Raw genomic sequence first — 25,932 nt, 5'->3', positions numbered from 1 at the left:
ACCAGACCCGCGTCAGCGGCCGGTCACGCCCCCTGCGCGCCCACCGGGGGAAAGAGCTTGCCCGCGCCGCCCGAGCGCCGCGCCTGCACCCACCATGCCAGCTCGACCAGCACGATGCCGATCACACCGCAGACCACCGCCGCCAGCGTCAGGCGCGGGTTGGACGGATCGAGTTTGAAGAACTCGCGGGTGAACGGGATCGTGAACAGCGCGACGTAGGCCAGCACGGACACCGCGATCAGCACCACCTTCCACCACACATACGGCCGCGCGACCAGCACGAGCACCCACACCGCGATCATGATCAGCGTGATCAACGCGGTGGTGCCCGCCTGCACCTTCTGCGTTTCCGTGGCTTCCGGTCCGGCGTAGGCGATGAGGTAGGCCACGAACGTCGCCACGCCGATCACCACGCCCGAGGGCACGGCCAGACGCATCACCCGGCCGACGAAGCCGGTGCGGGCGCGCTCGTTGTTCGGCGCGAGCGAGAGCACGAACGCGGGGATGCCGATGGTGAACCAGGCCGCGATGGTGACGTGGCGCGGCAGGAACGGATACCCGATGGGGTCGTAGCCGAAGATCTGCGAGCCGACACCGGCCAGCCCGACGAGGAAGGCCAGCAGCACCGAGTACACGGTCTTGGTGAGGAACAGGTTCGAGACGCGTTCGATATTGCCGATCACCCGGCGCCCCTCCCCCACCACGTAGGGCAGGGTCGCGAACTTGTTGTCCAGCAACACGATCTGCGCCACCGCGCGGGTGGCCGGGCTACCGGCGCCCATCGCGACACCGATATCGGCGTCCTTGAGCGCCAGCACGTCGTTGACGCCGTCACCGGTCATGGCGACGGTGTGCCCGCGCGATTGCAGCGCACCGACCATGGCGCGCTTCTGATCGGGACGCACCCGGCCGAAGGTGGTTTCGTGATCGAGCACGTCGGCGAGCGCGGCCGGATCGTCGGGCAGGGTGCGCGCGTCGACGGCGTGGTCACCGCCGGGCAGGTCGAGCGAGGAGGCGACCGCGCCGACTGATACGGCGTTGTCGCCGGAGATCACCTTGATCGAGACCTGCTGACTCGCGAAGTATTCCAGCGTCGCCTTGGCATCGGGCCGCACCTTCTGTTCGAGCACCACCAGCGCGGCGGGCTCGACCCGGCCTGGCGCGTCCTCGGCGTCGACCGCACGGTCGCTGCGTGCCAGCAGCAGCACGCGCAGCCCCGACGAGCCCAGTTGCTCGGCGTGGGCGGCGTCCTCGGAGTCGGGGTCGAGCAGCACGTCGGCGGCGCCGAGCAGCCAATCACCGTGGTCGCCATAGGAGATGCCGCTCCACTTCTTGGCCGAGGAGAACGGCGCGACGGCGGTCTGCGACCAGCCGGGCGAGTCGGGCAGCGCTTCGGCGATGGCCTGGACGCTGGCATTGGGGCGCGGATCGTCGCTCGCCAGCGCGGCCAGCGCGGCCTTCACCTGTGCCTCGTCGAACGCGCCGAGCGGTTCGACCTGCGCCAGGCGCATACCGTTCTCGGTGAGCGTGCCGGTCTTGTCGGCGCACACTACGTCGACCCTGGCCAGGCCCTCGATCGCGGGCAATTCCTGCACCAGGCACTGACGTTTACCCAGGCGGACCACACCGACCGCGAAGGCGATCGACGTCATCAGGACCAGGCCCTCGGGGACCATCGGCACCAACGCCGCGACCATGCCGGTGACGGCCGGGCGCCACGATTCCCCGCTCGAGACCAGCTGGTTGTAGATGCTGAGCAGGCCGGCGGGAATGAGCAGGTAGGTGATGAATTTCAGGATCTTGTCGATGCCCGAACGCAATTCGGAGTGCACCAGCGTGAACTTGCTGGCCTCCTCGGCCAGTTTCGCCGCGTAGGCGTCCTTGCCGACCTTGGTGGCGCGGTAGGCGCCCGAACCCGACACCACGAAACTGCCCGACATCACCGGCGCGCCGACGCCCTTGTCGATCGGGTCGGCCTCGCCGGTCAGCAGCGATTCGTCGATCTCGAGCGCGGCGGCCTCCTCGACCTCACCGTCGACCACGATCTGGTCGCCGGGGCCGAGCTCGATCAGATCGTCGAGCACCACTTCGCCGGGGGAGATCTGCTGGGCGACGCCGTCGCGGCGCACCGTCGGCTTGGCCTGGCTGACGATCGCCAGCTCGTCCAGGGTCCGTTTCGCCCTGACCTCCTGGATGATGCCGACCGCGCTGTTGGCCACGATGAGCAGCCCGAACATGCCGTCGATGATCGAGCCCGTCGACAGCACCAGCAGGAACAGCACACCGAGAATGGCATTGATGCGGGTGAACACATTCGCGCGGACGATCTCGCCGACCGACCGGCTCGCCCTGGCGGGGACGTCGTTGGTGCGCCCGTCGCGGCGGCGCTCGTCGACCTGTGCGGCGGTGAGCCCGGCAGCCGCCGGTTCCTGCACGGAAATGGACATGCTCGCCAGATTAGCCGGTCGTAACATGGGATGAATGCAGCGCAGCTCATCCCCGCCCGGTGTCGTTTTCGGGGCGGGGGCCTACCTCATCTGGGGTTCGTTCGCCGCCTTCTTCGGACTGTTGTCGTTCGCCTCGCCCGCCGAGGTGGTGGCGCAGCGGATCGTGTGGACGCTGGTCGTGGTCCTGCTGGTGCTCACGCTGACGGGACGGCTGGGAAACCTGCGCGGCATCGATGCCAGGACCTGGCGCCTAGCGGCCGCGGCCTCGGCGGCCTTGTCGCTGAACTGGGGTGTGTACGTCTTCGGCGTCACCACCGGGCACATCGTCGAATGCGCGCTCGGTTACTTCATCAACCCGCTGGTCACCGTTGCCATCGGCGTGTTGCTGTTCCGGGAGCGGCTCACCAGGGCGCAGTGGGCGGCGTTGGGGCTGGGTGCGCTGGCGGTGGTGGTGCTCACCGTCGACTACGGCAGGCCGCCGGTGATCGCGCTGATCCTGGCCTGCTCGTTCGCCACCTACGGGCTGGTGAAGAAGGTGATCCGGCTCGACGCGCTCCCCGGCATCGCGGCCGAGGGGATTGTCGCCGTGCCGTTCGCGCTGGCCTTTCTGATCGTCTCGATGGCCACCGGCCGCAGTGAGATGACCTCCAGCCCCGCCCATTTCGGTCTCATGCTGGCCACCGGGCCGGTCACGCTGCTGCCGCTGCTGCTGTTCGCCGTCGCGGCCAAGCGGGTCCCGCTCTCGACGATGGGCATTCTGCAATACCTCACCCCCGCCCTGCAGATGGCCTGGGGCGTGGCGGTGATGCACGAACCCATGCCCGTGTCGCGCTGGGCCGGATTCGCCCTGATCTGGACGGCGCTGGCGGTGTTCACCACCGACGCCCTGCTGCGTGCGCGCCGCACCAGGCAGCTCTCGGTGGCAGAGACGGTGGACGCGACCACGCACTAGCCCATTCGGTGTCACACCCGAAGCTCGATTCGGTGTCACACCGGCACGAATCGCCGGAGGACCACAAGCCGACCGGTAGGCTTGCCCATCGAACAATCGGATAGTGGGCACACCCGAGAGGGGTGGATTCTGTGCACGATGCGGGGTACTCGGATCGGGTCGCCGGCGTGCTGGTCGGTACCGCCGCCGGCGACGCGCTGGGGGCAGGCTACGAGTTCACACATCCCGGACCGGACACGGTGATCGACATGATCGGCGGCGGAGTATTCGACTGGGCGCCGGGCGAGTGGACCGACGATACGTCGATGTCCGTCGCCGTGGCGGTCGCCGCTGCCGGCGGCCCGGGCATCGATCTCGACGCGGTCGCGGCCGGGTTCGTCTCCTGGTACGACTCGAAGCCGCCCGACATCGGGAACCAGACGCGAAACGTGTTGTCCGCCAGACCTTCCTCGGCACTGGACATGCAGGCGGTGGCGATGTCGCTCACCGGCCGAACCGGTGGCAACGGCTCGCTGATGCGGACCGCGCCGGTCGCGCTGGCCTATCTCGACGATGCCGCCGAATGCGTCGCGGCGGCGGGCCGGGTCGGGTTGCTCACGCACCACGACGACAACGCTGTCGAGGCGTGCAAGATGTGGACCTACGCGATCCGGCATGCGGTACTGAACGCCGATTTCGACGGCGTTCGCGAATACGTCAGCGGCTCAGCCCAGTCCGATTATTGGACCGACCGTCTCGACGAAGCGGAGAAGGGCACGCCCGCCGACTTCCCGAACAACGGCTGGGTCGTGCACGCCCTCCAGACCGCGTGGTGGGCGATCACGACCACCGATCAGTCGACGCCCGAGCACCTTCCGCTCGCCTTGGAGGCGTGCGTCCGGGCCGGAAACGACACCGACACCACCGCGGCCATCGCGGGGGGCCTCCTCGGCGCCCGCTGGGGCGCCTCGGCGGTCCCCGCTCGCTGGCGCGCCATCCTGCACGGCTACCCCGGCCTCACCGGCGCCGACCTGCCCGATCTGGCCCTGCGCATCGCCACCAACTCCCGCTGACGGTGGGCAGCTGATCACCACACCGTGGTGCGGACCGCACTCGGCGGCGCTCCCCCGGCAGCGTGGTGATCGACCGGCCCACCGCCGTGGCTACCAGGCGGTGATGATCGGGCCGGGGGTCCAGGTGCCCCAGCGGTTTTCGGAGTCGACGGTGATCTTCGCGGGGCCGGCGGTGGGGTCGAGGGGAAGGTACTGCTCGAGGGAGCCCCAGTCCCTGTCCCAGTCGTTGTTCAGGTACGTCGGCAGGGTGCGGGCGGTGAAGAGGAGCTGGGTCCAGCCGAGCGGGCCGCCACCGTCGTGGCCCTGCCAGAGGTTGGTGATGGTGGCACCGTTGCGGTCGGGCAGGATGCGGTATTCGGGGAGCTCGGCGACGCCGTTGTAGGTGGGCATCTGGTTCTGGCACGGGAAGTGCAGCCCCACAGCCCAATCCAGCAGCACCGGCGCCGCACGGCCGACCAGCGCGCTGAGCGTGGTGGTCTGCGGCATGCGCGGCGGGGTGAGAGCGAGCCACTGGTCGGGGCCGAGATCCTTGTCGGCGGCGACCAAGCGGACAACGCTCGTCTCGGACGGCAGCTGATCCATCGGGACGCGCAGATTGCGCCACATCGGCGCCGGGCCGATATCGGTCGGCGCGATCTGGCCGGTCACGGTGACGGTGCCGTCGGCCGCGGCGGTGCCGTATTCGAGGGCCAGTTCCTGGCCGGGGTGGACGATGCCGTCGGCGTCGACCGAGCGGATCCGGCCTGCCACCGACATCGCCAGCAGCGGGCCGCGCGGGCCGTCCGGCAGCCGGAACCAGCCCGTGGTCAGCGCGGCGGGCTCCTGGGCACCGGGGCGGTAGCTGCCCAGAACCGGGGTCGCGGGGTCGAGACCGAAGGGCAGTTGCAGCGAGCCCTGTCGTGATTCCGAGCCCGCCGAGGTGGAGGCGTCGCGCAGCTTGTCGGGGTCGTCGGATACCGAATTCGCTTGGCCGGTGGTCGATTCCACCTCGTCGGAGGTGAGCACCGGCGCGACTCCGCCGGCCCGGAAGCCGGTGGAGTCGGTGCCGTTCATCGTGCTGGTCATGTCGCCGGACAGCGGCGCGAGCATCGAGGCGTTCGGGTCGGTTTCGACGAGCACCTCGTCGGCCATCCCACACCCGCCGGCGAAGGCCGCGGAGAGGTTGGAGCCGGCCAGGGAGTACGCGGGATACTGGGCGACGGTGGCCTTGGCGAAGGATGCCACCTCGAACAGCACCATCACCGCGGCGGCGACAGCGAGAACGGGTGTCCCCGCGAACCAGCCGACCTCGGCCTTCGGGTTCAGGTTCGGATGGACGTGATACCACGCGGCCGCGGCGAGCGCGAGCAGAGTCAGACCGACGAATACGGTCGAGACGCCGTATCCGGCGACGGTCGGCGGCTTGTCCCACCAGGGGATCCCCCACGAGGAGACGTACCAGTAGCCGTTGGCGCCGACCCAGGTCATGGCGAGGGCGAAGAAGACACCCGCGGCGAACAGCGCGCGATTACGCATCGGCCGCAGGACGTGCGCGCTCACCGCGACCGCCGTCACCGCGGCGACACAGGTGGCCAACCCCGCGAACACGCCGAACTGGTGGGTCCACTTGGTGGGCGAGAACATCATCAGCACCATGGCGGCCAGGGTGATGCCCAGCATGCGCCGAGTGGGGCCGACAGCGATGCCGGGGATACGGCCGCCGCGCCGCAGCATGACGGCAGTGCAGACGATCAAACCGATCAGCATCGCGAAGACACCGAATCGCCTGGTCAGCCAGCCATCAGCATTGAGCTGCAGAAGATATTGATAGCGCAGGAACTCGAAGAACCAGGACTCCCCCGGACCGATCACGCTGTGCACGGCGAACATCTCCCGCACCCCGGCGAACGTCCGGTCGGCGAAGACGACGGTGAGCACCACCGTGCCCGCGGCCAGGATCGGCAGCAGTTGCGCGAGGTAGCCCACCGACTTCGACCGCGTCACGATCATCGCGGTGACGACACGCGCGCCGGCCACCAGCGCGCCGAGGCAGATCAGGCCCGAGGGTGCGCCGGTGAGGGTGAACGCGGCCACGATCACCGCGACGGCGAACGGCACGAGCCGCCGGGTCGCGATCGCTCGTTCGACCGATACCCAGGTGACCAGAACACCCAGCGCGACAACGAATTCCGCGCGCAGCCCGTTGTTGTAGGGCAGCCAGAAGGCCAGAAAGACGAAGGCCGCGGTCCAGGTGGCGATGCGTTCGCGGCGCACCGCGACGCCGAGGCGGGGCAGCACTTCGCGGCTGATCAACCACCAGGTGAGCACGCCCGCAGCGAGGGCGGGCAGCCGGACCAGCGGGCTGACCGCGGAGATGTGGGTGAGCCAGCCGATGATGTCGACATAAGGGGTGTAGAACGGGCCCTCGTCGACGCTGAACCAGCGGTAGTAGTTGGACATGTTGCCCGAACTGCGCGCACCTCTCGCCATCCCGAGGATGTAGCCGTCATCGGAGGTGTTGGCGCCGATGAAATGCCAGACGAGCAGCACCGCGAACACCAGCCAGTCGACCGGGCGCAGCCGCCACCAGCGTTGCGGCAGGAATCGGCGCGCGGAGCGGCCGTCGAGGGCGTCGAGACGGTGCAGGGCGAACAGTGACACCGCGGTGGCCACCAGGCACAGCACGATGGCGGCCAGTTTGAGCCAGGTCGGCGACGACGTGTAGCGGGCGTCGACGTCGACGCGCACCGCCAGGTCCGCGGGGGCGGCGCCGGTGAGCTCACTGAACACACCCACGACCTGGGGACGCAGGTCGGCGGCCACGGCGGCGCCCGCACCGAGACCTGACGTGGTGACCGTGGATTCCTGCGGAGTGATCGCGATCGTCAGCGCGCAGGAGCGGTCGAGCACGTCGGCGAGCGGGGCCGTCCACACCAGGGTCGAACGCGAGACCACGTCCACCCGGCCGGAGCGTTCGGCGGTGTCGGCGACCACCTTCACGACGAAGCCGTACTTCTCCATATCGGCCGATTGCCGCGGCACGGTCGAGACCGCGACACCGCCGGTCGCGGCCAGCGAACTCAGCGCGGCACACGGCACCGTCGCCGAGAGGGCGGCGGGCGCGTAGGCGACGAGCGGCGATTCGACCGCGGCGGGCGACCCCTGCTGGGGCCAGGACACCGTCGCGGCGTCGACCCGCACGGGCAGGAACGGGATCACCGCGGCGCTGAGAATGCCGATCAGTCCCGCGACGATCGCGACGATGCGCGCCCACCCCGGGCGATCACGTCGCGCCGGCTCCGACACATCCTTGGGCGGATGCCCCTGCCGCACGATCGTCTCTACCACGGGGCCCGATAGTAGCCGCGCCACCGGCAGCAGGCGAAACACCGTCGCGACTCACACGCGAAAGCCCCGCCCGGAAACATCCGAACGGGGCTCGAGCGTGGCAGATCAGGGGCAGGCGACCGAGGTCTGACCCAGGTTGGTCATCATGCCGCAGGCCCACGACTTCTGGACCTTCCACTTGCCGTCTTCGGCCACGAACGGCACGTCGACGACATTGGTCTGGCCGTTGACGGTGAAGTTGGCCTTGGCGTTGACGCTGTCACCGAAGGAGGTCACCTCGGTGACCTGCACCTGCACATTGGCGTCCGAGGCGGCCTGGGCCAAGCGGTTCGGCAGCTCGGGGTCGGCCTCGCCGCCCTGCACGAAGTCCAGCTTCTGGTCGTTGGGGACCGCGGGATCCAACGCGGTGGTGAGCTGCTGGTTGAGCTGTTCCACGGTCGGCACGGGGGGCAGGTCCGTGGCCGCCGAAGCCGAAGCCTTCGCGCTGGTGGTGGCTTTGGCGGCGGGCTTGTCACCCTTGTCGTCGCTGCACGCGCTCAGGCCGAGGGCGGCGACCACGGCCAGTCCGGCGATCGCTACACGTCCGGTCGTACGAAGCTTCAACTGCTCGTCCTTTGCGTTCGAGGGGGGAGTCGTTCCATCGCGGTAGCCGAGGCTACTCTTCACGCGAGACTGGCGAGCGGATCGGCCCGTGTCAGCCCCGTGTCGTCGGCTGGAAAGGTACGCGCCGCACCGGGACCTGTCGAGCTGGTCTCGAATCGCACGGTCACCACGCCGTAGCCCGCGCCCTGCACCCAGCCGTGCCCGAATTCCGGATGATGCACATCCATTCCCGGAAACCACAGTCCCGCAGCCAGATTCGGCTCTTCCGGTGACGGCGGCGGCGGATCCTCGACGGTGCCGAGATCGGCGGGCACCGCCTGATCCAGTTCGGGGAACAGCGATTCCTGGCGCACCAGCGACAATCCCCCGTACCCGACACCGACGAGCCGGATCGGGCCCAGTTCCGCGGGATCGATCGCCGAACGCTGCGCGGCCGCGGCCAGGGTGGTCAGGTCGGCGGTGGCGTACGGCAGGGTGAAGGACCTGGTCACGATGCCCATATCGGATTTCTTGAGTTTGAGGACCACGGTGCGGGCGGCGCGGCCGTCGCGTTCGAGCCTGCGATGCGCCGACGCGGCCATCGCGGTGACGGCGGCCCGCAGGTCGGCCATTGTGACGATGTCGCGCTCGTAGGTGTTCTCGGCGCTGATCTGCTTGGCCTCGGCGCGTTCGGTGACCGGGCGATCGTCGATCCCGCGCGCGAGCCGATGCAGGGCGGCGCCCATGCTGCCGCCGAGGGTCGAGACGGCCTCCGATTCCGGCAGCGCGGCGAACGCGCCGACCGTCTCGATGCCGAGGCTGCGCAGCCTCGACTCGGCGACCGGGCCGATCCCCCACAGCTTGCGCACCGGCAGCGAGGCGAGCAGCTCGCCCTGCTCCGAGGGCGAGATGACCCGCATCCCATCGGGTTTGGCGAGACCGGAACCGATCTTGGCGAGCTGTTTCCCGGTCGCCGCGCCGATCGAGGCGGTGAGCCCGGTCTGCGCTCGGACGAGCGCGCGCAGCATCGCGCAGTAGTCCTGCACCTGCGCGACACTCGCTCCGGCCAACTCGGCCGGTTCGGCGAAGGCCTCGTCGAACGACAGCGTCTCCAGCACCGGGACACAGCTGCGCAACGCGTCGAACACCTGCCCGCTCAGCACCGAGTACAGCGCGCCACGCGGCGGGACGACCACCGCCGACACGCCGATCAGCCGCCGGGCCTGGTGCATCGGCATGGCCGAACGCGCGCCGTAGACCCGAGCCTCGTAGCTGGCCCCCGCGACGACGCCACGCTGACTCGCCCCGCCCACGAGGACCGGGCGGCCACGCAGCGTGGGTCTGGTCAATTGTTCTACCGAGGCGAAGAAAGCGTCCATATCGATATGCAGCACCCAGCGACGGGCGGTGACCGCCGCATCGGGCCTGGCCGGAGCCCCGGCGACAGGAGTGTGAGTGCTCACGAGCGCAATCTACGCCGGGTCACCGACAATTCCTCGAGCCCGTTGCCAGCCGTCGCACACCGATCACACAGCCGAATATGTGATGATCGGGAGATGAAGATCCGCAAGGCTGTCATTCCGGCGGCGGGAATCGGCTCCCGGCTGCTTCCGCTGACCAAGGCGACGCCGAAGGAGATGCTGCCGGTCGGGGACAAACCGGTCATCGAGCACACCGTGCGTGAGTTGGTGGCCTCCGGGATCACCGACATCACCATCGTCGTGAGCAGCGGCAAGTCGTTGATCCAGGATCACTTCCGGCCCAATCCGGCACTGGTCGCGCAGCTGCGCGCCGACGGCAAGTCCGCCTACGCCGACGCCGTGGAGGAGGTCGGCGAGCTCTCCCGCGAGGGCCACATCACCTACCTCGACCAGCACGGCCCGTACGGCAACGGCACGCCGGTGCTCAACGCCGCACGTCATCTGGGCGACGAGCCGATGCTGGTGCTGTGGCCCGACGACGTGTTCGTCGCCGAAGTACCGCGCGCTCAGCAGCTGATCACCGCCTACGAATCCACCGGATGCCCGGTGTTGGCGCTGCTGCCGATGTCGCCGGGTGAATCGCAGCGCTACGGCGTGCCCGTGGTGCGTGAGGACCTCGACGACGGACTGCTGCGGATCTCCGGCCTGATGGAGAAGCCCAAGCCCGAAGACGCGCCGTCGGCCTTCGCCGCGATCGGTGGCTACGTGGTGACGCCGGGCATCATCGACGAGCTGCGCATCCAGACCGAGAACTGGTACACCCACCAGACCGGCGAGGTGTACCTGACCGACGCGATCAACAACTACGCCGCCGAGCACGCGGTGTACGGCCAGGTCATCCAGGGCCGCTGGTACGACACCGGCAACCCGGCCGACTACCTGGTGGCCCAGTTCGCCTCGGCACTGGCCCATCCCGAATACGGCCCGCTGTTGCGTCAGCTGGTGGACGAGAACTAGAACCGGCGAATCGCGAAGATATCGAATTCGCGCAACGGGTGCAGGCCGACCGGGACGCCCCAGTCATGGGCGTCGAGCAGCTGGCCCAGGCCCGCGTAGATGCCGACGTGGGAGCCGTCGCCGTTGAGGATGACGACATCGCCGGGTGCCAGGCCGCCGAAGGTCACCGGAAGTCCGACCTTCGCCTGCTCCCACGTGGTGCGCGGCAAGGTGACGCCGACCTGCCGGAATGCCCATTGCACCAGCGCCGAGCAGTCCCAGGAATGCGGTCCCATGGCACCCCACTCGTAGGGTTTGCCGAGCTGGGTCATGGCGGCGGTGAGTGCGCCGATGCCGGTGGCGCTGGGCAGCGGAATCATGCCGGAGCCGCTGGAACTCCCCGACGAGGAACCTGACGTCCCCGAGCCCGACGAGCTGCCCGGCTGCGACCACACGGGCCCAGCGAGGACCATGGTGGTGGTGACGGTGGCGACGAAGCCGAAGGCCAACCGTCCCAGGAGTTTTCGCTTCATGTGCGCGCCCTTCCTCACGGCCGGGAGCTGAGCTTCCGGCTGGTCGGCTATCGGGCGGCATCGCCTGATCCGGGTGAGCCACCCACTGATCCGGTGTCGCGCCGGGATGTGGCCATCATCGGCGCGGCACCGTTTCCACAGGACAAACGTCACGAGCAGTCACTGTCGCCTCAGCGGTTCCATGCGCATCAGCAGTAACGTCACAATTCTGCACGACTGTGCGGCCACTCGGCGACTTCTGCCGGTCGTGACGGCGTGGCCACGAGGTTGCCGGGCCGACGGTCGGGTCGAAGCCGAGTCGTGGGCGTATCCGGTGAGTCGCCCCGGTCTCGCGTGATCAGCCGATGAGTTTCAGCGCCGCCTCGATGCCGGCGCGCACGGTGTCTGTGTCGCCTACGCCGCCGCTGATGGTGACGCCGTCGCGGGTGAGCAGCAGGGCGCGGGCCGCGTCGCCGGGGGCGGAGTGACCGCCGGCGCGCAGGTGTTCGGCCATGAGTTCACGGAACCAGGTGCGGTAGTCGTCGACGACGCGGCGGACCGGGTGCGCCGGGTCGGTGAATTCGACGGCGGCGTTGAGGAACGGGCAGCCGCGGAAGCCGGGGCCGCAGCTGATGTCACGGAGCGCGTCGAAGGTGGTGGCGATCGCGGCGAAGCCTTCGCCCTCGACCGATTCCAGCGCCTCGCGCTGGCGCGCGTATTCGCGCTGCAAATAGGCGACTACCAGGTCATCTTTGCTCTTGAAGTGCCGGTAGAACGTGGCCTTGGCGATACCGGCCTCGGCGATGATCCGGTCGATGCCCACCGTGTGGACACCCTCGGCATAGAACAACCGGGTTGCCGTATCGAGCAGACGTTCACGAGCCGCACTCATCGCCTGACCTGTGTCCTTTCCGGGATTCAGCGCTTTCCCTTGACGATACCAGACAGGTCTGTCTACTCTGAGATCACAAGCGAACAGACAAGTCTGTCTAGGAGGACACCATGGCATCCATCTACACCGCAGTAGCCACCTCGGTCGGCCGCGACGGCCGTTCCTACAGCGACGACGGCGTGCTCGATCTGACGCTCGCCCGCCCCAAGGCGATGGGCGGCGACGGCGCGGGCACCAACCCGGAGCAACTCTTCGCGGCGGGCTATTCGGCCTGTTTCGCCAGTGCGCTGCAGTTGGTCTCCAAGCGGATGAAGCTGGACGCCGACGACGCGTCGGTGACCGCCGAAGTCGGCCTGAACCCCCTCGACGGCGGCCGGTTCGGACTCTCGGTCGTGCTGCGGGTGGAACTGCCCGAGCACCTGCACAACGAGCAGGGGCAGCAACTCATCGAGGCGACCCACCAGGTGTGCCCGTACTCCAACGCCACCCGGGGCAACATCCCGGTGGAACTGGTCGTCGAGTAACCGCATTCACGCGAAAAAGGGCGGGACCAGCTGGTCCCGCCCTTTTTCGCTGTCCCGACGTACTAGACCTTCGCGACCGATACCTTCACGCCGCCCGTGATCTCGGCGGCATCGGCACCGGCGTCACCGAAAGTCAGTGTGGTGGCGAGGATTTCCCCGGCGATCAGGTCCCGGTGGGTCGCAGCCCACTCGGCCCGCTCCGCCGGCACGTCCAGCACCACACTGATCCGGTCGGACACCTCCAGACCCTGCGACTTGCGGGTTTCCTGCAGGTCGCGGATCAGGTCGCGGGCCCAGCCCTCGGCCTCGAGCTCCTCGGTGACCACCGAGTTCAGCACCACCAGGCCGGCATTGCCGGGCAGGGCGGCAGTGAACTCGGGTTCGGCGGCCACCAGACGCTGGGTGTACTCCTCGGGCAGCAGGGTGATCCCGGCGGCGGTGACGACACCGTCGGCGGACTCGCTCCACTCCCCCGCCTTCACGGCCTTGATCACCGTCTGGACCTGCTTGCCGATGCGCGGTCCCGCGGCGCGCGCGTTCACGACCAGCTCGAACCGGCCGTGCGCGGAGACGTCGGTGGTCAGGTCGACCTTCTTGACGTTGACCTCGTCGGCGATCAGCTCGGTGAACGACGCGAGCCGCTCGGCATCGGCCGCGGCGATGGTGACCTCGGCCAGGGGCAGCCGCACCCGCAGGTTCTGCGCCTTGCGCAGGCTCAGCACCGTCGAGCACACCACCCGCACCTCGTCCATGGCGGCGACGAGTTCGGGATCGTGCGGCAGCTCGGTCTCGGTCGGCCAGTCGGTGAGGTGCACCGAACGCTCGCCGGTGAGCCCCCGCCAGATCACCTCGGTGATCAGCGGCAGCAGCGGCGCAGCGAGCCGGGTGACCACTTCCAGCACCGTGTGCAGGGTGTCGACCGCGTCGCGATCCTCGGACCAGAACCGCGAACGCGACCGGCGCACATACCAATTGGTGAGCGCGTCGGCGAACCCACGCAACTCGTCGGCGGCACCGGCGATGTCGTAGCTTTCCAGGGCCTCGGTGACCACGTCGCGGGTGACCGCGAGTTTGGCGAGGATGTAGCGATCGAGCACGTTCGGTGAATCCGTGCGCCACACACCGGGCTTCGAGGCGTAGAGCTGCAGGAAGGTCCACGCGTTCCACAGCGGCCGCATCGCATGGCTCACGCCCTCGCGGATGCCACGTTCGGTGACGATGAGATTGCCACCACGCAGGATGGGCGAGCTCATCAGGAACCAGCGCATGGCGTCGGAACCGTCGCGGTCGAAGACCTCGTTGACGTCGGGGTAGTTGCCCTTCGACTTCGACATCTTGAGGCCGTCCTCACCGAGCACGATGCCGTGCGCGGCCACGGTTTTGAACGACGGCGAGTCGAACAGCGCGGTGGAGAGCACGTGCAGGGTGTAGAACCAGCCGCGCGTCTGCCCGTTGTACTCGACGATGAAATCGCCGGGGAAGTGGCTGTCGAACCACTCCTTGTTCTCGAACGGGTAGTGCACCTGGGCGTAGGGCATCGAGCCCGACTCGAACCAGCAGTCGAGCACCTCGGGGACCCGGCGCATCGTCGAATTCCCGGTCGGGTCATCGGGATTGGGCCGGGTGAGGTCGTCGATGTGCGGGCGGTGCAGGTCGGTGGGGCGCACGCCGAAGTCGGCCTCGAGCTGGTCCAGCGAACCGTAGACGTCCACGCGCGGGTAGGCCGGATCGTCGGAGACCCAGACCGGGATCGGGCTGCCCCAGTAGCGGTTCCGGCTGATGTTCCAGTCGCGCGCACCTTCGAGCCACTTGCCGAACTGTCCGTCGCGGATGTGCTCGGGCACCCAGCTGATCTGCTGGTTCAGCTCCACCATCCGGTCGCGGAACTTGGTGACCGCGACGAACCAGGACGGCACGGCCATATAGATCAGCGGCTGACCGGAGCGCCAGCTGTGCGGGTACGAGTGCTCGATCGTCTCGTGCCGCAACAGCTTTCCGGCGGCCTTGAGATCCTTGATGATCACCGGGTTGGCGTCGAAGACCATCAGACCCTCGTACGGCGGCACCATCGAGGTGAACTTGCCCGCCGGGTCGAGTGGCTGGACGATCTCGATGCCGTTGGCCGTGGCCACGTCCATGTCCTCTTCACCGAAAGCCGGTGCGAGGTGGACGATTCCGGTGCCGGAGTCGGTGGTGACGTAGTCGGCGGTGAGCACGCGGTGCGAGTTCGGGTGGCCGACGAAGAAGTCGAACGGCGGGGCGTAGGACAGGTCGGCCAGCGCCGCGCCGTCGTACTCGCCGAGTACCTCAGGCTCCTCGCCCAGTTCGCGGCTGTAGTGCGACAGACGTTCGGCGGCGAGCAGGTAGCGCTTGTCGTCGGCGCCGCGCACGTGCACGTAGCGCACGTCGGGATGCACCCCGATCGCGAGGTTGGACGGGAGGGTCCACGGCGTGGTGGTCCAGATCAGCGCGTTCGCGCCGTCCAGCGCGGCGAAGGGGTGCTCGGCGGGGACGGACAGGCGCATGTCGACGGTGACCGCGGGGTCCTGACGCATCTTGTAGGCGTCGTCGAGGCGGGTCTCCTGATTCGACAGCGGCGTCTGCTCGTACCAGCTGTAGGGCAGCACGCGGAAGCCCTGGTAGATCAGGCCCTTCTCGTGCAGCGACTTGAACGCCCACATGACCGACTCCATGAAGTCGAGGTCGAGGGTCTTGTAGTCGTTGTCGAAGTCGACCCAGCGGGCCTGACGAGTGACGTAGTCGCGCCACTCACCGGTGTAGCGCAGCACCGACGACTTACAGGCGGCGTTGAACTCGGCCAGCCCCATCTCGTCGATCTGGGCCTTGTCGGTGATGCCGAGCTGCTTCTCGGCTTCGATCTCGGCGGGCAGACCGTGGGTGTCCCAGCCGAAGCGGCGGTCGACCTTCTTGCCGCGCATGGTCTGGAAGCGCGGGATCAGGTCCTTGACGTAGCCGGTCAGCAGGTGCCCGTAGTGCGGCAGACCGTTGGCGAACGGCGGACCGTCGTAGAAGACGAACTCACCCTCACCGTCGCGGTTGTCGATGCTGGCGCGGAAGGTGTCGTCGCGGGCCCAGTAGTCGAGCACCTGGGTTTCGAGCTCCGGGAACGTCGCGCCCGACGCCGCGCCGAAATCGACCCGGGGGTATGCGCTACCGGTAGTTGTCTCGTCCGCCATCGCGGATTGCTCCTCGTGCCGCCGCGCCGTGAGCGCGGAATGTGGGCACGGGGACGATGTCGGCGCCGGTGCGCCGTACCGCGGTACCACCCCGTTTGCCTGATCCACTCCCTGCGAAGGGTTCAGGCCTCTCGTTGTGTGAGCTGTGACGGGCTCACCCGTTCGGTTCTACTGAGCGCTGACGCGCCGTTCTTCCGAAGGCTCCCCGGTGATAGCCGGATCAGCGCCATGTGTAGTTCGATTCTAACCGGGTGCGTCCAGTGGATATTCCGCGCCGCTCAGTTCCGCCGGGCGTGTCGGCCGGGTGAGGCCGGTTCGCTCTCGGGTTTTCGGGTGGCCAGCGCGCTCACGAGCAAACTCGCGGCACCGACTACGCAGATCAGAATGCACCCCCACGCCCACACCACCGAACCGGTGGCGAGCGCTGCGACGAGCAGTCCGAAGCCGATCGCCGCTAGAACAAGCGTCAAGACGAGCATGGTGACTCCCAAGCCAACCGAGCAGCCCGACGATAACTGGGCATTCCCGAATCACGCGACGCGCTGCGTCGCGCGACTCGGGAACCAGTTTACTTGCCGCCCTTGGCGAAGGAAGCCGGAGCCAGACTGTTGGCCGAACCGTTGGTTTCGCCCGCGAACTCGCCGCCGTCGACCGGCACGGCCGACCCACGGTTCTCGAGCTCTTCCAGCTGCGATTCCAGGTAGGACTTCAGGCGCACGCGGTACTCGCGCTCGAAGGTCTTCAGCTGCTCGATGCGGCTTTCCAGCACCGTGCGCTGTTGAGTGATCGTGGCCATGATCTCGGCGTGCTGACGCTCGGCGTCGGCGGTGAGCGCCTCCGCCTTGTCCTTGGCCTGCCGGATCTGGGTGTCGGAGCGGTTCTGCGCGTCGGCCAGCATCGCGTCGGACTTCTGACGCGCGTCGGCGATCATCGCTTCCGAACGGGTGCGAGCGTCGCCGACCAGTCGCTCGGAGTTTGCTCGCGCGTTCGAGAGCAGACCCTCGGCCTCGGTCTTGGCGTCGGTGGTGAGGCGGTCGGCCATCTCCTGCGCCAGGGTGAGCACCTTCGCGGCCTGCATGTTCGCGTCCGGGCCGTTGTTCTGCGCCGGCGCCGCGACGGGCATCGGGGCGGGCGGCGCGACGGGAACCGGCTGCGGAACAGGTTCCGGCGCGGGAGGAGGTGCCTGCTGTACGGGCGCCTTCGCGGCGCTGACCGGGGCAGGACCACGGTTCTTCTTGGCGTCGGCCAGCTCGGTGTCGAGTTCGGCGACCCGCTGACGCAGGTCGGCGTTCTCCTCGATCAGGCGCGAAAGCTCCTGTTCGACGAGATCCAGGAAGGCATCGACCTCGTCCTCGTTGTAGCCGCGCTTACCGATCGGCGGTTTGCTGAACGCGACGTTGTGCACATCGGCAGGAGTCAGCGGCATCGAAGGATCCCTTCACGCGTCTTTTGGAGAACTAGCAAGCGGTCTTCTCGATTCATTGTGTCACACGGAGGTCACGGGCTGACCGAGCCTACCCACGATCGACATCAGGATGAAGACGAGGAAGAGCAGGACCATTATCGAAAGATCGAGACGAATCCCCCCAAGATTCACAGGAGGTATCAACCGCCTCAGCAGTTTCACCGGGGGGTCGGTAACGGTGAAGATCACCTCGAGGACGATCACCACCACACCGGTCGGGCGCCAGTCGCGCGCGAAACTGCGAATGAACTCCACGATCACCCGACTGATGAGCAACAGCCAGAAGATGAAAAGCACGAGGTACAGAACCGCGAACAGGGCCACGGCTTCACTCTGCCGCAAAATCGGCATGGTGCAAAATGGCCGCGCCGCGCAGTGCGCGGGCGGCCATCTCGGTATCCGGTGTGTGTTCTCTATTTCTGGTTGTAGAAGCCGTTTTCGGCGATGCGGCGGCGTTCTTCCGCTGATACGTCGACATCGGCCGGTGAGAGCAGGAACACCTTCGTCGCCACCTTGTCGAACGAACCACGCAGCGCGAAAGCGAGTCCGGCCGCGAAATCGACCAGCCTTTTGGCATCGGCATTGCTCAGGTCGACCAGGTCCATGATGACCGGATTCCCTTCGCGGAACCGTTCACCGATGATCCTGGCCTCGCTGTAATCGCGCGGACGCAGCGTGGTGATCTTGGACAAGGGACCTCCGTCCTCGAAGATCCCAGGACGCCGCGCGGGTGCGGGCTCGGGGCGCAAGCGCTCCTCCAGCCTGCGCTCCTCGGCGTCGGGATCGACCGCGAGCGCACCACGAGTGGAGCCGCGCATACCGGGTGCGACACCGCCTGCCCGGAAGGACCGGCCCGACGACGGCGCCGTTTCGATCCTGGTGGGGCGACGCGGCGTCTCGTAGCGATCGTCGGCGTAGGTGTCGGCGACATAGTCGTCGCGACGCGCCTGGTAGGCCGACTTGTACGCCGGCTGCGGGAAGTCGTCGGCCTCGTCCTCGAAACGGTCGGCGCCGTAGCGGTCTTCGGCATAACGGTCGTAGCTGCGCGGACGAACGCGGCCAGCGCGCTCCTCGACGCCGCGAGGGGCATGATCGTCGACGTAGTCGTCTTCGTACTCATCGAGCGGAACCATGCCGAAGTACGCCTTGAACTTATGCAGGGTACTCATCTGGTCGACCTTCCTTCGGCCCCGGTGGCGGCCGGGTGTTGAAGTTCTTGCTCAGCGCCTCTTCAGTCCAATCGTATGTGTCGAATGTGACTGGTGAGGTTTCTTTGCTACGCCGAGGTTATCGGTCGCGCGCCCATCAGGGCGGTTCCGACACGCACGCACGTCGAACCGTGTTCGACCGCAATCTCCAAATCACCCGACATACCTGCAGAAAGTTCGGTGGCTTCGGCGTGTTGCGCGAGCAGCGAAGTGTGCAATGTCGCAAGATTCGCAAACGACACATCACTTGGGGCGTCAAGGGGCGGAATCGCCATCAGACCGGCCAGATGCAGTCCGGGCGCCTTCGCTACCAGGTCGGCCAGGGCGAGCAGATCGGCCGGTGCGACACCCCCGCGTCCGGGATCGGCGTCCAGGCTCACCTGCAGCAGCACCCGCAGCGGCGCGATACGCTCGCCGGCTGCGAGTGCGTCCTGCGCCGCCCGGCCCAGGGCATTTGCCAGACGTTCGCTGTCGACCGAGGCCACGGTGTGTGCCCAGCGCGCGACCGAGCGCGCCTTGTTGCGTTGTAAACGACCGATCATGTGCCATTCGACATCGTCGTAGGCCAGCTGGTCGACCTTCGCCGAGGCTTCCTGCTCGCGCGACTCGCCGAATTCGCGCCGGCCGAGGGCGTACAGGATGGCCACATCGGTGGCGGGGAAGAACTTCGTCACCGGGAGCAGACGGACCGAGCCCGCCGGGCGCCGGGCGGCGTCGACGGCGGCGTCGACGCGCGCGAGCAGCCCGTCGAGGCGGGCCGAGAGCTCCGCGGTGCGGTCCGTCGCGGTTTCGGTCGTCATGCGGCGGGATCCATCCAGATCACGCCGGCGATGCGGCCGGTGGGGGCGCCGCGGCGGTGGCTGAACAGGGTTTTGTCCTCGATGGTGCAGCGGGGGTCGACGGCGATTCCGGCGACACCCGCCTCGGTGAGCTGTCGGCGGATGCCCGCGCGCAGGTCGAGACCGGGAGTTTTCCGAACGGTCGTGGTCGCGCTGCCGGGCAGGTGGGCTTCCACGTCGGCGCGCATCGCGGCGGGGACCTCGTACTGACGACCCGAGGCGGCGGGGCCGAGGAAGGCGCCGATGCGGTCGACGCGGGCGCCGACCGACACCATCGCGTCCAGGACGCGCGGCACGATGCCGATCCGGGCGCCGATGCGGCCCGCGTGCACGGCGGCGATGACGCCGGCCTCGTCGTCGGAGAGCAGGATCGGCACGCAGTCGGCGGTGAGCACCACCAGCGCCAGTCCCGGCACGGTCGTGACCAGCGCGTCGGTCACCGGCACCGGTTCGGCGCGCGGCCCGTCGACGATCTCGACAGTGCGCCCGTGGACCTGCTCCATCCACACCAGCCGGTCGGGAGTGAGGCCGATGCCCTCGGCCAGCCGAATCCTGTTACGGCGCACAGCTTCCGGATCGTCACCGACGTGGTCACCCAGGTTGAACGAGTCGTAGGGCGCGGCGGAGAAGCCACCGGCGCGGGTGGTGGTCACCCGGCGAACGGTCACGGTAGGAGGTGCGGAAGTCATGTGTTCGAGCGTAGTGCGGTCACCGGGTCGGGCGGTCATCGCGCGCAGTGACGTCGGTCAAGCCCGAAACGACTGGGCCGACAGGTGCTCGACCTCACCGAACGGACCGGCGCCGTCGACCGCCACGGCGATCACCGCGCGCCCGGTCACCCGGTGGACTCCGCGATGTCGAGCTCGCCGAGCTTGCGCGCGATGCCCGCGCGGCCGGCCAGCCCCAGTTTGCGCAGTACTCGGCTGAGATGGTCCTCGACGGTGCGGGGGCTGAGGCAGAGGTGCTCGGCGATGGCCTTGTTGGTGTGGCCGTTGGCGGCCAGCTCGGCGACTTCGCGTTCGCGCCGGGTCAGTGCGGCCGGGGGACCGACAGGCTGGGCGCCTGCGAGACGACGTTGTTCGGTGGTCACCTCGTCGAGCAGACGGGTGGCACCGGTGGCGAGAAAGACAGCGCGTGCGGAGGCGAATCGACTGGTCGCGCGACCGAAATCACCACATCTGCCCGCGATGACACCGGCGATCAACTCGGCCTGTGCCCGGTTCACCACCATTCCGGCACGCGCGAACGCCGCGACCGCTGCCTCGGCAGCCGCTGCCGCGACGGCCACCTCGCCCGTGGCGGCGGCGTACTCGGCCCGCGCCAGCGCGGCCGCACCCACTTGACTGCCGAGGTCCCCGCCCGGGGTGATCAGCACGGTCGCGACGGAATGCTCGCCGAGGTGGACGGCGTGACTCGTCGCCGCGGCGGCCGCTTCGGCACGAGTGACCAGGTCGGCGGCGGCGGCGAGGTCGCCGGTGGCTATCGCGGCGCGGGCGGCCCGGGACAGGTGTGTCGGCGTGAGCGGGCCGGGTCGTCCGTTCTGGGGTGGGGGTGCGCAGGCGGGCAGGTCCAGGGTTCGGCCGACTTCGGTGAGGGTTGTCTCCACCACCTGGCGCCACCAGCGCACGGTGGGACGTATGAGCGCGGAAACGGTGTGCCACTGGGTGGTTACCGCCGCCGGCGGGGCTGTCAGTTGGAGAGTGCGCAGTTTCAGCGCGCCTGCGAAGGAGACCAGGTCGGGATAGCCGAAGGTGGTCGCCGCTTCGGTGGCTTCATCGGCGGCGGCGATGGCGTCGTGGAGACGGCCGAGTTTGGCCAGCGAGTAGGCGCGAACCGTGTGGAGTTCGGCGAGAGCGTAGGTGCGGCCGAAGCGGCGGCTCACCGCGATCGCGCGGTCCAGGTGGTGCAGGCCGTCGGCGTCGCGGTCGAGGAAGTAGGCGCACCAGCCGAACGCGGGGGCGGCGTGGACCACCTCACGCAGGACTGTGTCGGTGAGCAGGCCGAAGGCTCGGCCACAGGGGTCGTAGAGCTGGGCGGCCTCGGCGATACGCGCGTCGGCCAGGAGACCGAGACAGCGCAGGGCTGTCGCGGCGGCGCGAACGGCCGGGTCGTCGATGGCGTCGGAGTCGAACAACGCGGTGAGGCGGGCCTGGCCTTCGGAGTCCTGGCGATCCTGCATTTCCAGGATCGCGAGTTCCAGTTGCACGGGTCCGTCGCCGGGGCGGCGAGGCAGCGTCGCACCGTGCGCCAGCAGCGTGCGCGCCTGGTCGACGCGACCGAGCATGCGCGCGCAACGGGCTGACAGCAGCAGCGCCTCCAGCTGGTGCCGACCCGCGGTGGCGGCAGCCGGTTCGAGGGTCTCCACCGCTCGCGCGGCCGCGCCGGACAGCAATTGCGCCCGGCCCAGTGCCAGGGCGGCGGCGAGTGGGTCGTCGGTCGCGGGCGCGATCCGCGCGGCGGCCGAAAGCCAGCGGGCGCTCGCCGCCGGGGCGTCGGCGAGCACCTGTGCGGCGGCCAGTCGCAGTTCCGCGCCCGCGATCTCGTCGGCGCCGAGGAGCGTGTGCTCGAGATGACGCGCGCGCGAGGGCATCGACGCGCCACGTGCGCGCAGTGCGAGCGCGGCCCTGCGGTGCGCCAGCGCTCGCCAGCCCTGGCCGGACAGCCGGTAGGCGGCCGTGCGAATCAGCGGATGCGCGAACGTCACCGCGCCGTCACCGATGCTGACCACTCCGCGCCGAACCAGCCCGTCCACCGCCGCGACCACGGCGCCCTCCGCGAGATCGGCTGTCGAGCACAATAATTCGAGGTCAGGGGGCAGTCCACACACCGCGATGGCCTGCGCTACCAGCCGCTCGGTGTCCGGAAGCTGGGCCAGTTCGGCGCGGATCGTCCGGTCCAGCGCCGCGAAATCGTTCGACGCGGGGTCGGGTTCCTCCCCCTGCAATGCCCGATCCAATTCGCGGTCGGGCAGATCGGCGAGCAGCGTCAGGTACAGCGGATTGCCATGCGACGCGGCGAACAATCTGGCCCGCCGATCCGGTTCCTCCCCGGGCAGCAACCCGTCGACATCAGCTTCGGTGAACGGTGGAACCCGCACGTGCACCGTCCGCACCCGCGGCGCGCGGACCGATCGGGCGATCGACGGTGGGCAACCGCCGTCGCGGAAGCAGAGCAGCAGGCGGAATCCTCGCGCGGGGCGGTTCCGGATCAGAAAGGCGAGCAGCCGCATCGATTCCAGGTCTGCCCACTGCGCGTCGTCGACGACGAGCAGGGTCTCGACCGCGCCGAGCGCACGCCGCACATGGCGAACCAGATCGGCCGGGTCGCGGGAATCCGGCGTCACTCCCGAGGTCTTGGGTGCCGCCGCGGACGCATCACCCGCGCCCTCGTCCAGCTGTTCGACGATGTCATCGGCGAGATAATGCGGCTGGGACTGCGCGTCCTCGGCGCTGGTGACCACCAGGACCCGGCAGCGGGCCGCGCCGATGAACTCGGCGATCAAGCGGGACTTGCCGATTCCGGCCGGTCCGTCGACCAGCAGCAACCAGGGCGCGTCCGGGCCGGTGAAAGTCGTGGTCAGCGCGGCGAGTTCGGCGGCACGGCCGACGAATGCGCGTTCGAACATGACACTCCGTACCTCACTGGCGAGATCGGCCGTGGACGGCCGGATCAGAGCATAACGGTGCCACCGCGGCGAAATTACCGTGGTTTCCCGGATGCTCGCCGGTGCCGGGTGAGGTTGGGTGATCGGGGCCTACACCGCCGAAGGGTCCGCGGTGAGGTTCTGCAGAAAGAAGGTTCGCATGACGTTCACCGGCAAGGGAATGGTTTCGCGGTTCTCGCTCGCACTGCTGGCGGTCGCGGCACTCGGTGCCGCGAGTTGCTCGGCCGTGGACAAGGTCACCGAGGTCGCCAAGGACGCGAGCAAGTCCGACACCGCCCGCTCGAAGGTCGGTGAGTGCATCAACGTGATCTCGGCGTCGGTGATCGACTCCAAGACCGAGCCGGTCCCGTGCTCGGCCGAGAACGCCGTCTACCAGGTCGTGCAGGTCCACGACAAGAAGGTCGAGTGCCACGAGGACTACACCTCCTACGAGGAGACCTTCGGCAGCGGCGGCACGGTCGCGTTCCTCTGTCTGGCCCCGAACTTCAAGGAGGGCAGCTGCTACAACGAGGGCATGATGACCGGCTACAAGTTCGTGCCGTGCACCGCGTCCGACGCCAGCTTCAAGGTCGTCACCCGCGTCGACGGTCAGGTCGACGAGCAGCTGTGCGGCGAGGACGCCGACCAGGTGCTCGTGGTCAATGATCCGAAGATCACTTACTGCCTCGGCAGCGCCAAGGGCTGATCCCCGCCCAGCACGCGAAAGCGCCCGAACTCGACAGGAGTTCGGGCGCTTTTCGTGTCTGCGAACGCTTATCGACGCATGAAGTCCGGGACGTTGATCTCGTCGTCGTCGTCGCCTTCGCGCACTTCCGGGTTGTTGACCTGGTTCATCGCGCGCTCGGTGACCCGCTGACGCTCCGACTCCCGGTACCGCTCGGTATCGCGGTAGTTCGGCGCGGCGGCCCGGCCACCGGACACCCCGGCCGTGGCGGGCTCGGTGGGACGCGACGGCGCCTCCGACGGACGTCCCTGGCCGATCTCGCCCGCGCGGCCGGAACCGATGGGGTTCACCCCGGTCCGGCTGGTCGTGACCGCGCTGGGCTCCGAACTCCGCCGAGACGGGCCGCCACCGTCGAATCCCGCGGCGATGACGGTGACTCGCACCTCGTCGCCGAGCGAATCGTCGATGACCGTACCGAAGATGATGTTGGCCTCGATGTGGGCCGCCTCCTGCACCAGCGAGGCCGCCTCGTTGATCTCGAACAGCCCGAGGTCGGAACCGCCCGCGATCGAGAGCAGCACGCCGTGCGCGCCGTCCATGGAGGCTTCGAGCAACGGCGAGTTGATCGCCGTCTCGGCCGCCTTCACCGAACGTCCCTCGCCCCGCGCCGAGCCGATGCCCATGAGTGCCGATCCGGCACCCGACATCACGCTCTTGACGTCGGCGAAGTCGACGTTGATCAGGCCCGGGGTGGTGATCAGGTCGGTAATACCCTGAACACCGTTGAGTAGCACCTCATCCGCGGAGCGGAAGGCGTCCATCAGACTCACCGCGGCGTCGCCCAGCTGCAGCAGCCGGTCGTTCGGAATGACGATGAGGGTGTCGCACGACTCGCGAAGCAGGTTGATCCCTACCTCGGCCTGGTTCCCGCGCCGTTTTCCTTCGAAGGAGAACGGCCGGGTGACGACCCCTATAGTCAGGGCGCCCAACTTGCGGGCGATGCTGGCGACGACGGGGGCGCCACCGGTACCGGTGCCACCACCCTCGCCCGCCGTGACGAAGACCATGTCGGCGCCCTTGAGCACCTCTTCGATCTCGTCCTTGTGGTCCTCTGCGGCCTTGCGGCCGACTTCCGGATCGGCTCCGGCACCGAGGCCGCGGGTGAGCTCACGACCGACATCGAGTTTGACGTCGGCATCGCTCATCAGCAGGGCTTGCGCGTCGGTATTGACCGCGATGAACTCGACTCCCTTGAGTCCCTGTTCGATCATTCGGTTGACGGCGTTCACGCCGCCGCCGCCGATACCGACGACCTTGATCACTGCAAGGTAGTTGTGCGGGGGCGTCATGGGCTCTCGCCTTCCTTCGATCTTAAACCCTCAACCTCAACCATAGGGTTGGCGTTATGTCAAGTATCCGACTGCTGCGGAACGCTATTCGCAGCCACTGCGATCCCGGCGCAGGCGCGCCGAGATGAGAGCCAGAATCTTGTGCCACAAAGAATGTCGCTCACTTTACCGTGACCAGATTCGGACTCGAAACGTCGAACACGGTCCCCTCACGGGTCAGTAGTGGCAACACGACAGCAGCTTTGCGCTCACCGTCGCCCGTGCCGCCCCACACTACCTTCCTGCCATCGCGAAGGCTCAGCGAGACGTCCGAAATCGACCGTGCGACAACCTCGCCCACCTGCACCGACAAGGCGGGTGGCAGGGTGACCAGCACATCCACCGCGGCCCTGGCCGCCGCGGGCCCGGTGAACGAGCCCTCGGTGAGCAGTTTCGGGACTCCGATGGGTGATTCGGGCTCGATCGCGAATTCGACGCTCTCGGCGTCGACCAGATGGGCGCCGTCCGGCGCGTCGAAGTACACCACCGGTGTTCGCTCCACGACGGTGACCAGCACTGTCGAGGGGAATTTACGCTGCACCCGGACCGAACGCACCTTCGGGATCGCGGCGACGCGCTGGGCGATCGCGGTGGTATCGATCCGTAACATCGAACGCCCGTCCGGAATTTCGAGCCGACCACGCACGTCGGCCTCCGGTACCGCCGACAGCCCGTCGACGCGCACCGTGCGCACCGACAACGCCGGTGTGAACCAGGCCAGCACCACCAGCAGGCTCACCACGACCACCCCGACCACCGTCCAGAGACGGTAGCCGTGCCACCCGCGCGCGGCGGGCATCGG

21 protein-coding genes are annotated in these 25,932 nt (G+C 68.3%); 5 read left to right on the top strand and 16 right to left on the bottom strand.

Translation table 11 applies throughout. From position 1 onward, the window contains the following. Positions 1-23: 23 nt before the first annotated feature. Entirely contained in the window at positions 24-2,447 is a 2,424-nt protein-coding gene (locus ACFQ9R_RS21130; RefSeq protein WP_378992615.1) for a cation-translocating P-type ATPase, read from the bottom strand. A 34-nt stretch (positions 2,448-2,481) separates the two neighbouring features. Between ACFQ9R_RS21130 and rarD the strand changes: the two genes are divergently transcribed. Together rarD and ACFQ9R_RS21120 are read left to right on the top strand one after the other, a co-directional pair. Beyond that, a complete protein-coding gene (rarD, locus tag ACFQ9R_RS21125) occupies positions 2,482-3,399 on the top strand; it encodes an EamA family transporter RarD (RefSeq protein WP_378992614.1) in 918 nt (305 codons plus the stop codon). A 122-nt stretch (positions 3,400-3,521) separates the two neighbouring features. Then, the gene (locus ACFQ9R_RS21120) at positions 3,522-4,451 is read left to right on the top strand and encodes an ADP-ribosylglycohydrolase family protein (protein WP_378992612.1); all 930 of its coding nucleotides are present in this window, start codon (positions 3,522-3,524) and stop codon (positions 4,449-4,451) included. A 90-nt stretch (positions 4,452-4,541) separates the two neighbouring features. On the opposite strand, the gene ACFQ9R_RS21115 is transcribed toward ACFQ9R_RS21120, so the two are convergent. The 3 genes from ACFQ9R_RS21115 to ACFQ9R_RS21105 form a co-directional block, all read right to left on the bottom strand. Next, on the bottom strand, positions 4,542-7,778 hold the full coding sequence (locus ACFQ9R_RS21115) for an arabinosyltransferase domain-containing protein (protein ID WP_378992610.1): 3,237 nt from the start codon (positions 7,776-7,778) through the stop codon (positions 4,542-4,544). A 105-nt stretch (positions 7,779-7,883) separates the two neighbouring features. Next, the gene (locus tag ACFQ9R_RS21110) at positions 7,884-8,381 is read right to left on the bottom strand and encodes a hypothetical protein (RefSeq protein ID WP_378992608.1); all 498 of its coding nucleotides are present in this window, start codon (positions 8,379-8,381) and stop codon (positions 7,884-7,886) included. A gap of 59 nt (positions 8,382-8,440) precedes the next feature. Next, positions 8,441-9,739 (bottom strand): DNA polymerase IV, encoded by a 1,299-nt coding sequence (locus tag ACFQ9R_RS21105; RefSeq protein WP_378992688.1) that lies wholly within the window; start codon positions 9,737-9,739, stop codon positions 8,441-8,443. A 177-nt stretch (positions 9,740-9,916) separates the two neighbouring features. Here ACFQ9R_RS21105 and ACFQ9R_RS21100 point away from each other — a divergent pair, with 177 nt between their 5' ends. Then, a complete protein-coding gene (locus ACFQ9R_RS21100; RefSeq protein ID WP_056816413.1) occupies positions 9,917-10,798 on the top strand; it encodes a UTP--glucose-1-phosphate uridylyltransferase in 882 nt (293 codons plus the stop codon). On the opposite strand, the gene ACFQ9R_RS21095 is transcribed toward ACFQ9R_RS21100, so the two are convergent. Next, entirely contained in the window at positions 10,795-11,310 is a 516-nt protein-coding gene (locus ACFQ9R_RS21095) for an NlpC/P60 family protein (RefSeq protein ID WP_378992606.1), read from the bottom strand. The genes ACFQ9R_RS21100 and ACFQ9R_RS21095 overlap by 4 nt on opposite strands. A gap of 337 nt (positions 11,311-11,647) precedes the next feature. Further along, on the bottom strand, positions 11,648-12,181 hold the full coding sequence (locus tag ACFQ9R_RS21090; RefSeq protein ID WP_378992604.1) for a TetR/AcrR family transcriptional regulator: 534 nt from the start codon (positions 12,179-12,181) through the stop codon (positions 11,648-11,650). Positions 12,182-12,291: 110 nt separating this feature from the next. On the opposite strand from ACFQ9R_RS21090, the gene ACFQ9R_RS21085 reads away from it, so the two are divergent. Beyond that, the gene (locus tag ACFQ9R_RS21085) at positions 12,292-12,705 is read left to right on the top strand and encodes an organic hydroperoxide resistance protein (protein ID WP_378992602.1); all 414 of its coding nucleotides are present in this window, start codon (positions 12,292-12,294) and stop codon (positions 12,703-12,705) included. 62 nt (positions 12,706-12,767) lie between these two features. Here the strand turns inward: ACFQ9R_RS21085 and ileS are convergent, their stop codons facing one another. The 8 genes from ileS to ACFQ9R_RS21045 all read right to left on the bottom strand — a co-directional run bounded on the left by ileS (position 12,768) and on the right by ACFQ9R_RS21045 (position 23,039). Next, the gene (ileS, locus tag ACFQ9R_RS21080; RefSeq protein ID WP_378992601.1) at positions 12,768-15,902 is read right to left on the bottom strand and encodes an isoleucine--tRNA ligase; all 3,135 of its coding nucleotides are present in this window, start codon (positions 15,900-15,902) and stop codon (positions 12,768-12,770) included. A 278-nt stretch (positions 15,903-16,180) separates the two neighbouring features. Next, positions 16,181-16,381 carry a hypothetical protein gene (locus tag ACFQ9R_RS21075; RefSeq protein ID WP_378636709.1) on the bottom strand — a complete coding sequence of 67 codons (201 nt, stop codon included), beginning with the start codon at positions 16,379-16,381 and terminating at the stop codon, positions 16,181-16,183. Positions 16,382-16,470: 89 nt separating this feature from the next. Then, entirely contained in the window at positions 16,471-17,328 is an 858-nt protein-coding gene (locus tag ACFQ9R_RS21070) for a DivIVA domain-containing protein (RefSeq protein ID WP_378992599.1), read from the bottom strand. A gap of 60 nt (positions 17,329-17,388) precedes the next feature. Next, positions 17,389-17,691, bottom strand: coding sequence for a YggT family protein (locus ACFQ9R_RS21065; protein ID WP_056816435.1), 303 nt, complete (start codon positions 17,689-17,691; stop codon positions 17,389-17,391). 89 nt (positions 17,692-17,780) lie between these two features. Beyond that, positions 17,781-18,536: a cell division protein SepF gene (locus tag ACFQ9R_RS21060; RefSeq protein WP_378636706.1), complete on the bottom strand. Its 756-nt coding sequence runs from the start codon at positions 18,534-18,536 to the stop codon at positions 17,781-17,783. A gap of 107 nt (positions 18,537-18,643) precedes the next feature. Beyond that, positions 18,644-19,375, bottom strand: coding sequence for a YggS family pyridoxal phosphate-dependent enzyme (locus ACFQ9R_RS21055; RefSeq protein WP_378992597.1), 732 nt, complete (start codon positions 19,373-19,375; stop codon positions 18,644-18,646). Next, the gene (pgeF, locus tag ACFQ9R_RS21050; protein WP_378992596.1) at positions 19,372-20,103 is read right to left on the bottom strand and encodes a peptidoglycan editing factor PgeF; all 732 of its coding nucleotides are present in this window, start codon (positions 20,101-20,103) and stop codon (positions 19,372-19,374) included. The genes ACFQ9R_RS21055 and pgeF overlap by 4 nt, the downstream gene beginning before the upstream one ends. 146 nt (positions 20,104-20,249) lie before the next feature. Then, entirely contained in the window at positions 20,250-23,039 is a 2,790-nt protein-coding gene (locus ACFQ9R_RS21045; RefSeq protein WP_378992595.1) for an AAA family ATPase, read from the bottom strand. Between the two features lie 178 nt (positions 23,040-23,217). Here ACFQ9R_RS21045 and ACFQ9R_RS21040 point away from each other — a divergent pair, with 178 nt between their 5' ends. Then, positions 23,218-23,763, top strand: coding sequence for a hypothetical protein (locus ACFQ9R_RS21040; protein WP_378636696.1), 546 nt, complete (start codon positions 23,218-23,220; stop codon positions 23,761-23,763). 68 nt (positions 23,764-23,831) lie between these two features. Here ACFQ9R_RS21040 and ftsZ read toward each other — a convergent pair whose 3' ends face one another. Next, positions 23,832-25,091 carry a cell division protein FtsZ gene (ftsZ, locus tag ACFQ9R_RS21035; RefSeq protein ID WP_378992594.1) on the bottom strand — a complete coding sequence of 420 codons (1,260 nt, stop codon included), beginning with the start codon at positions 25,089-25,091 and terminating at the stop codon, positions 23,832-23,834. 160 nt (positions 25,092-25,251) lie between these two features. After that, complete coding sequence (locus ACFQ9R_RS21030; protein WP_378992686.1) at positions 25,252-25,929, bottom strand: cell division protein FtsQ/DivIB; 678 nt, start codon at positions 25,927-25,929, stop codon at positions 25,252-25,254. Between the last annotated feature and the right edge of the window lie 3 nt (positions 25,930-25,932).

This window comes from Nocardia sp. NPDC056541 (assembly GCF_042794235.1).
Classification (GTDB): Bacteria; Actinomycetota; Actinomycetes; order Mycobacteriales; family Mycobacteriaceae; genus Nocardia.
The sequence above is the reverse complement of the archived record's forward strand: the minus strand, read 5'-3'. Positions and strand labels throughout refer to the sequence as shown.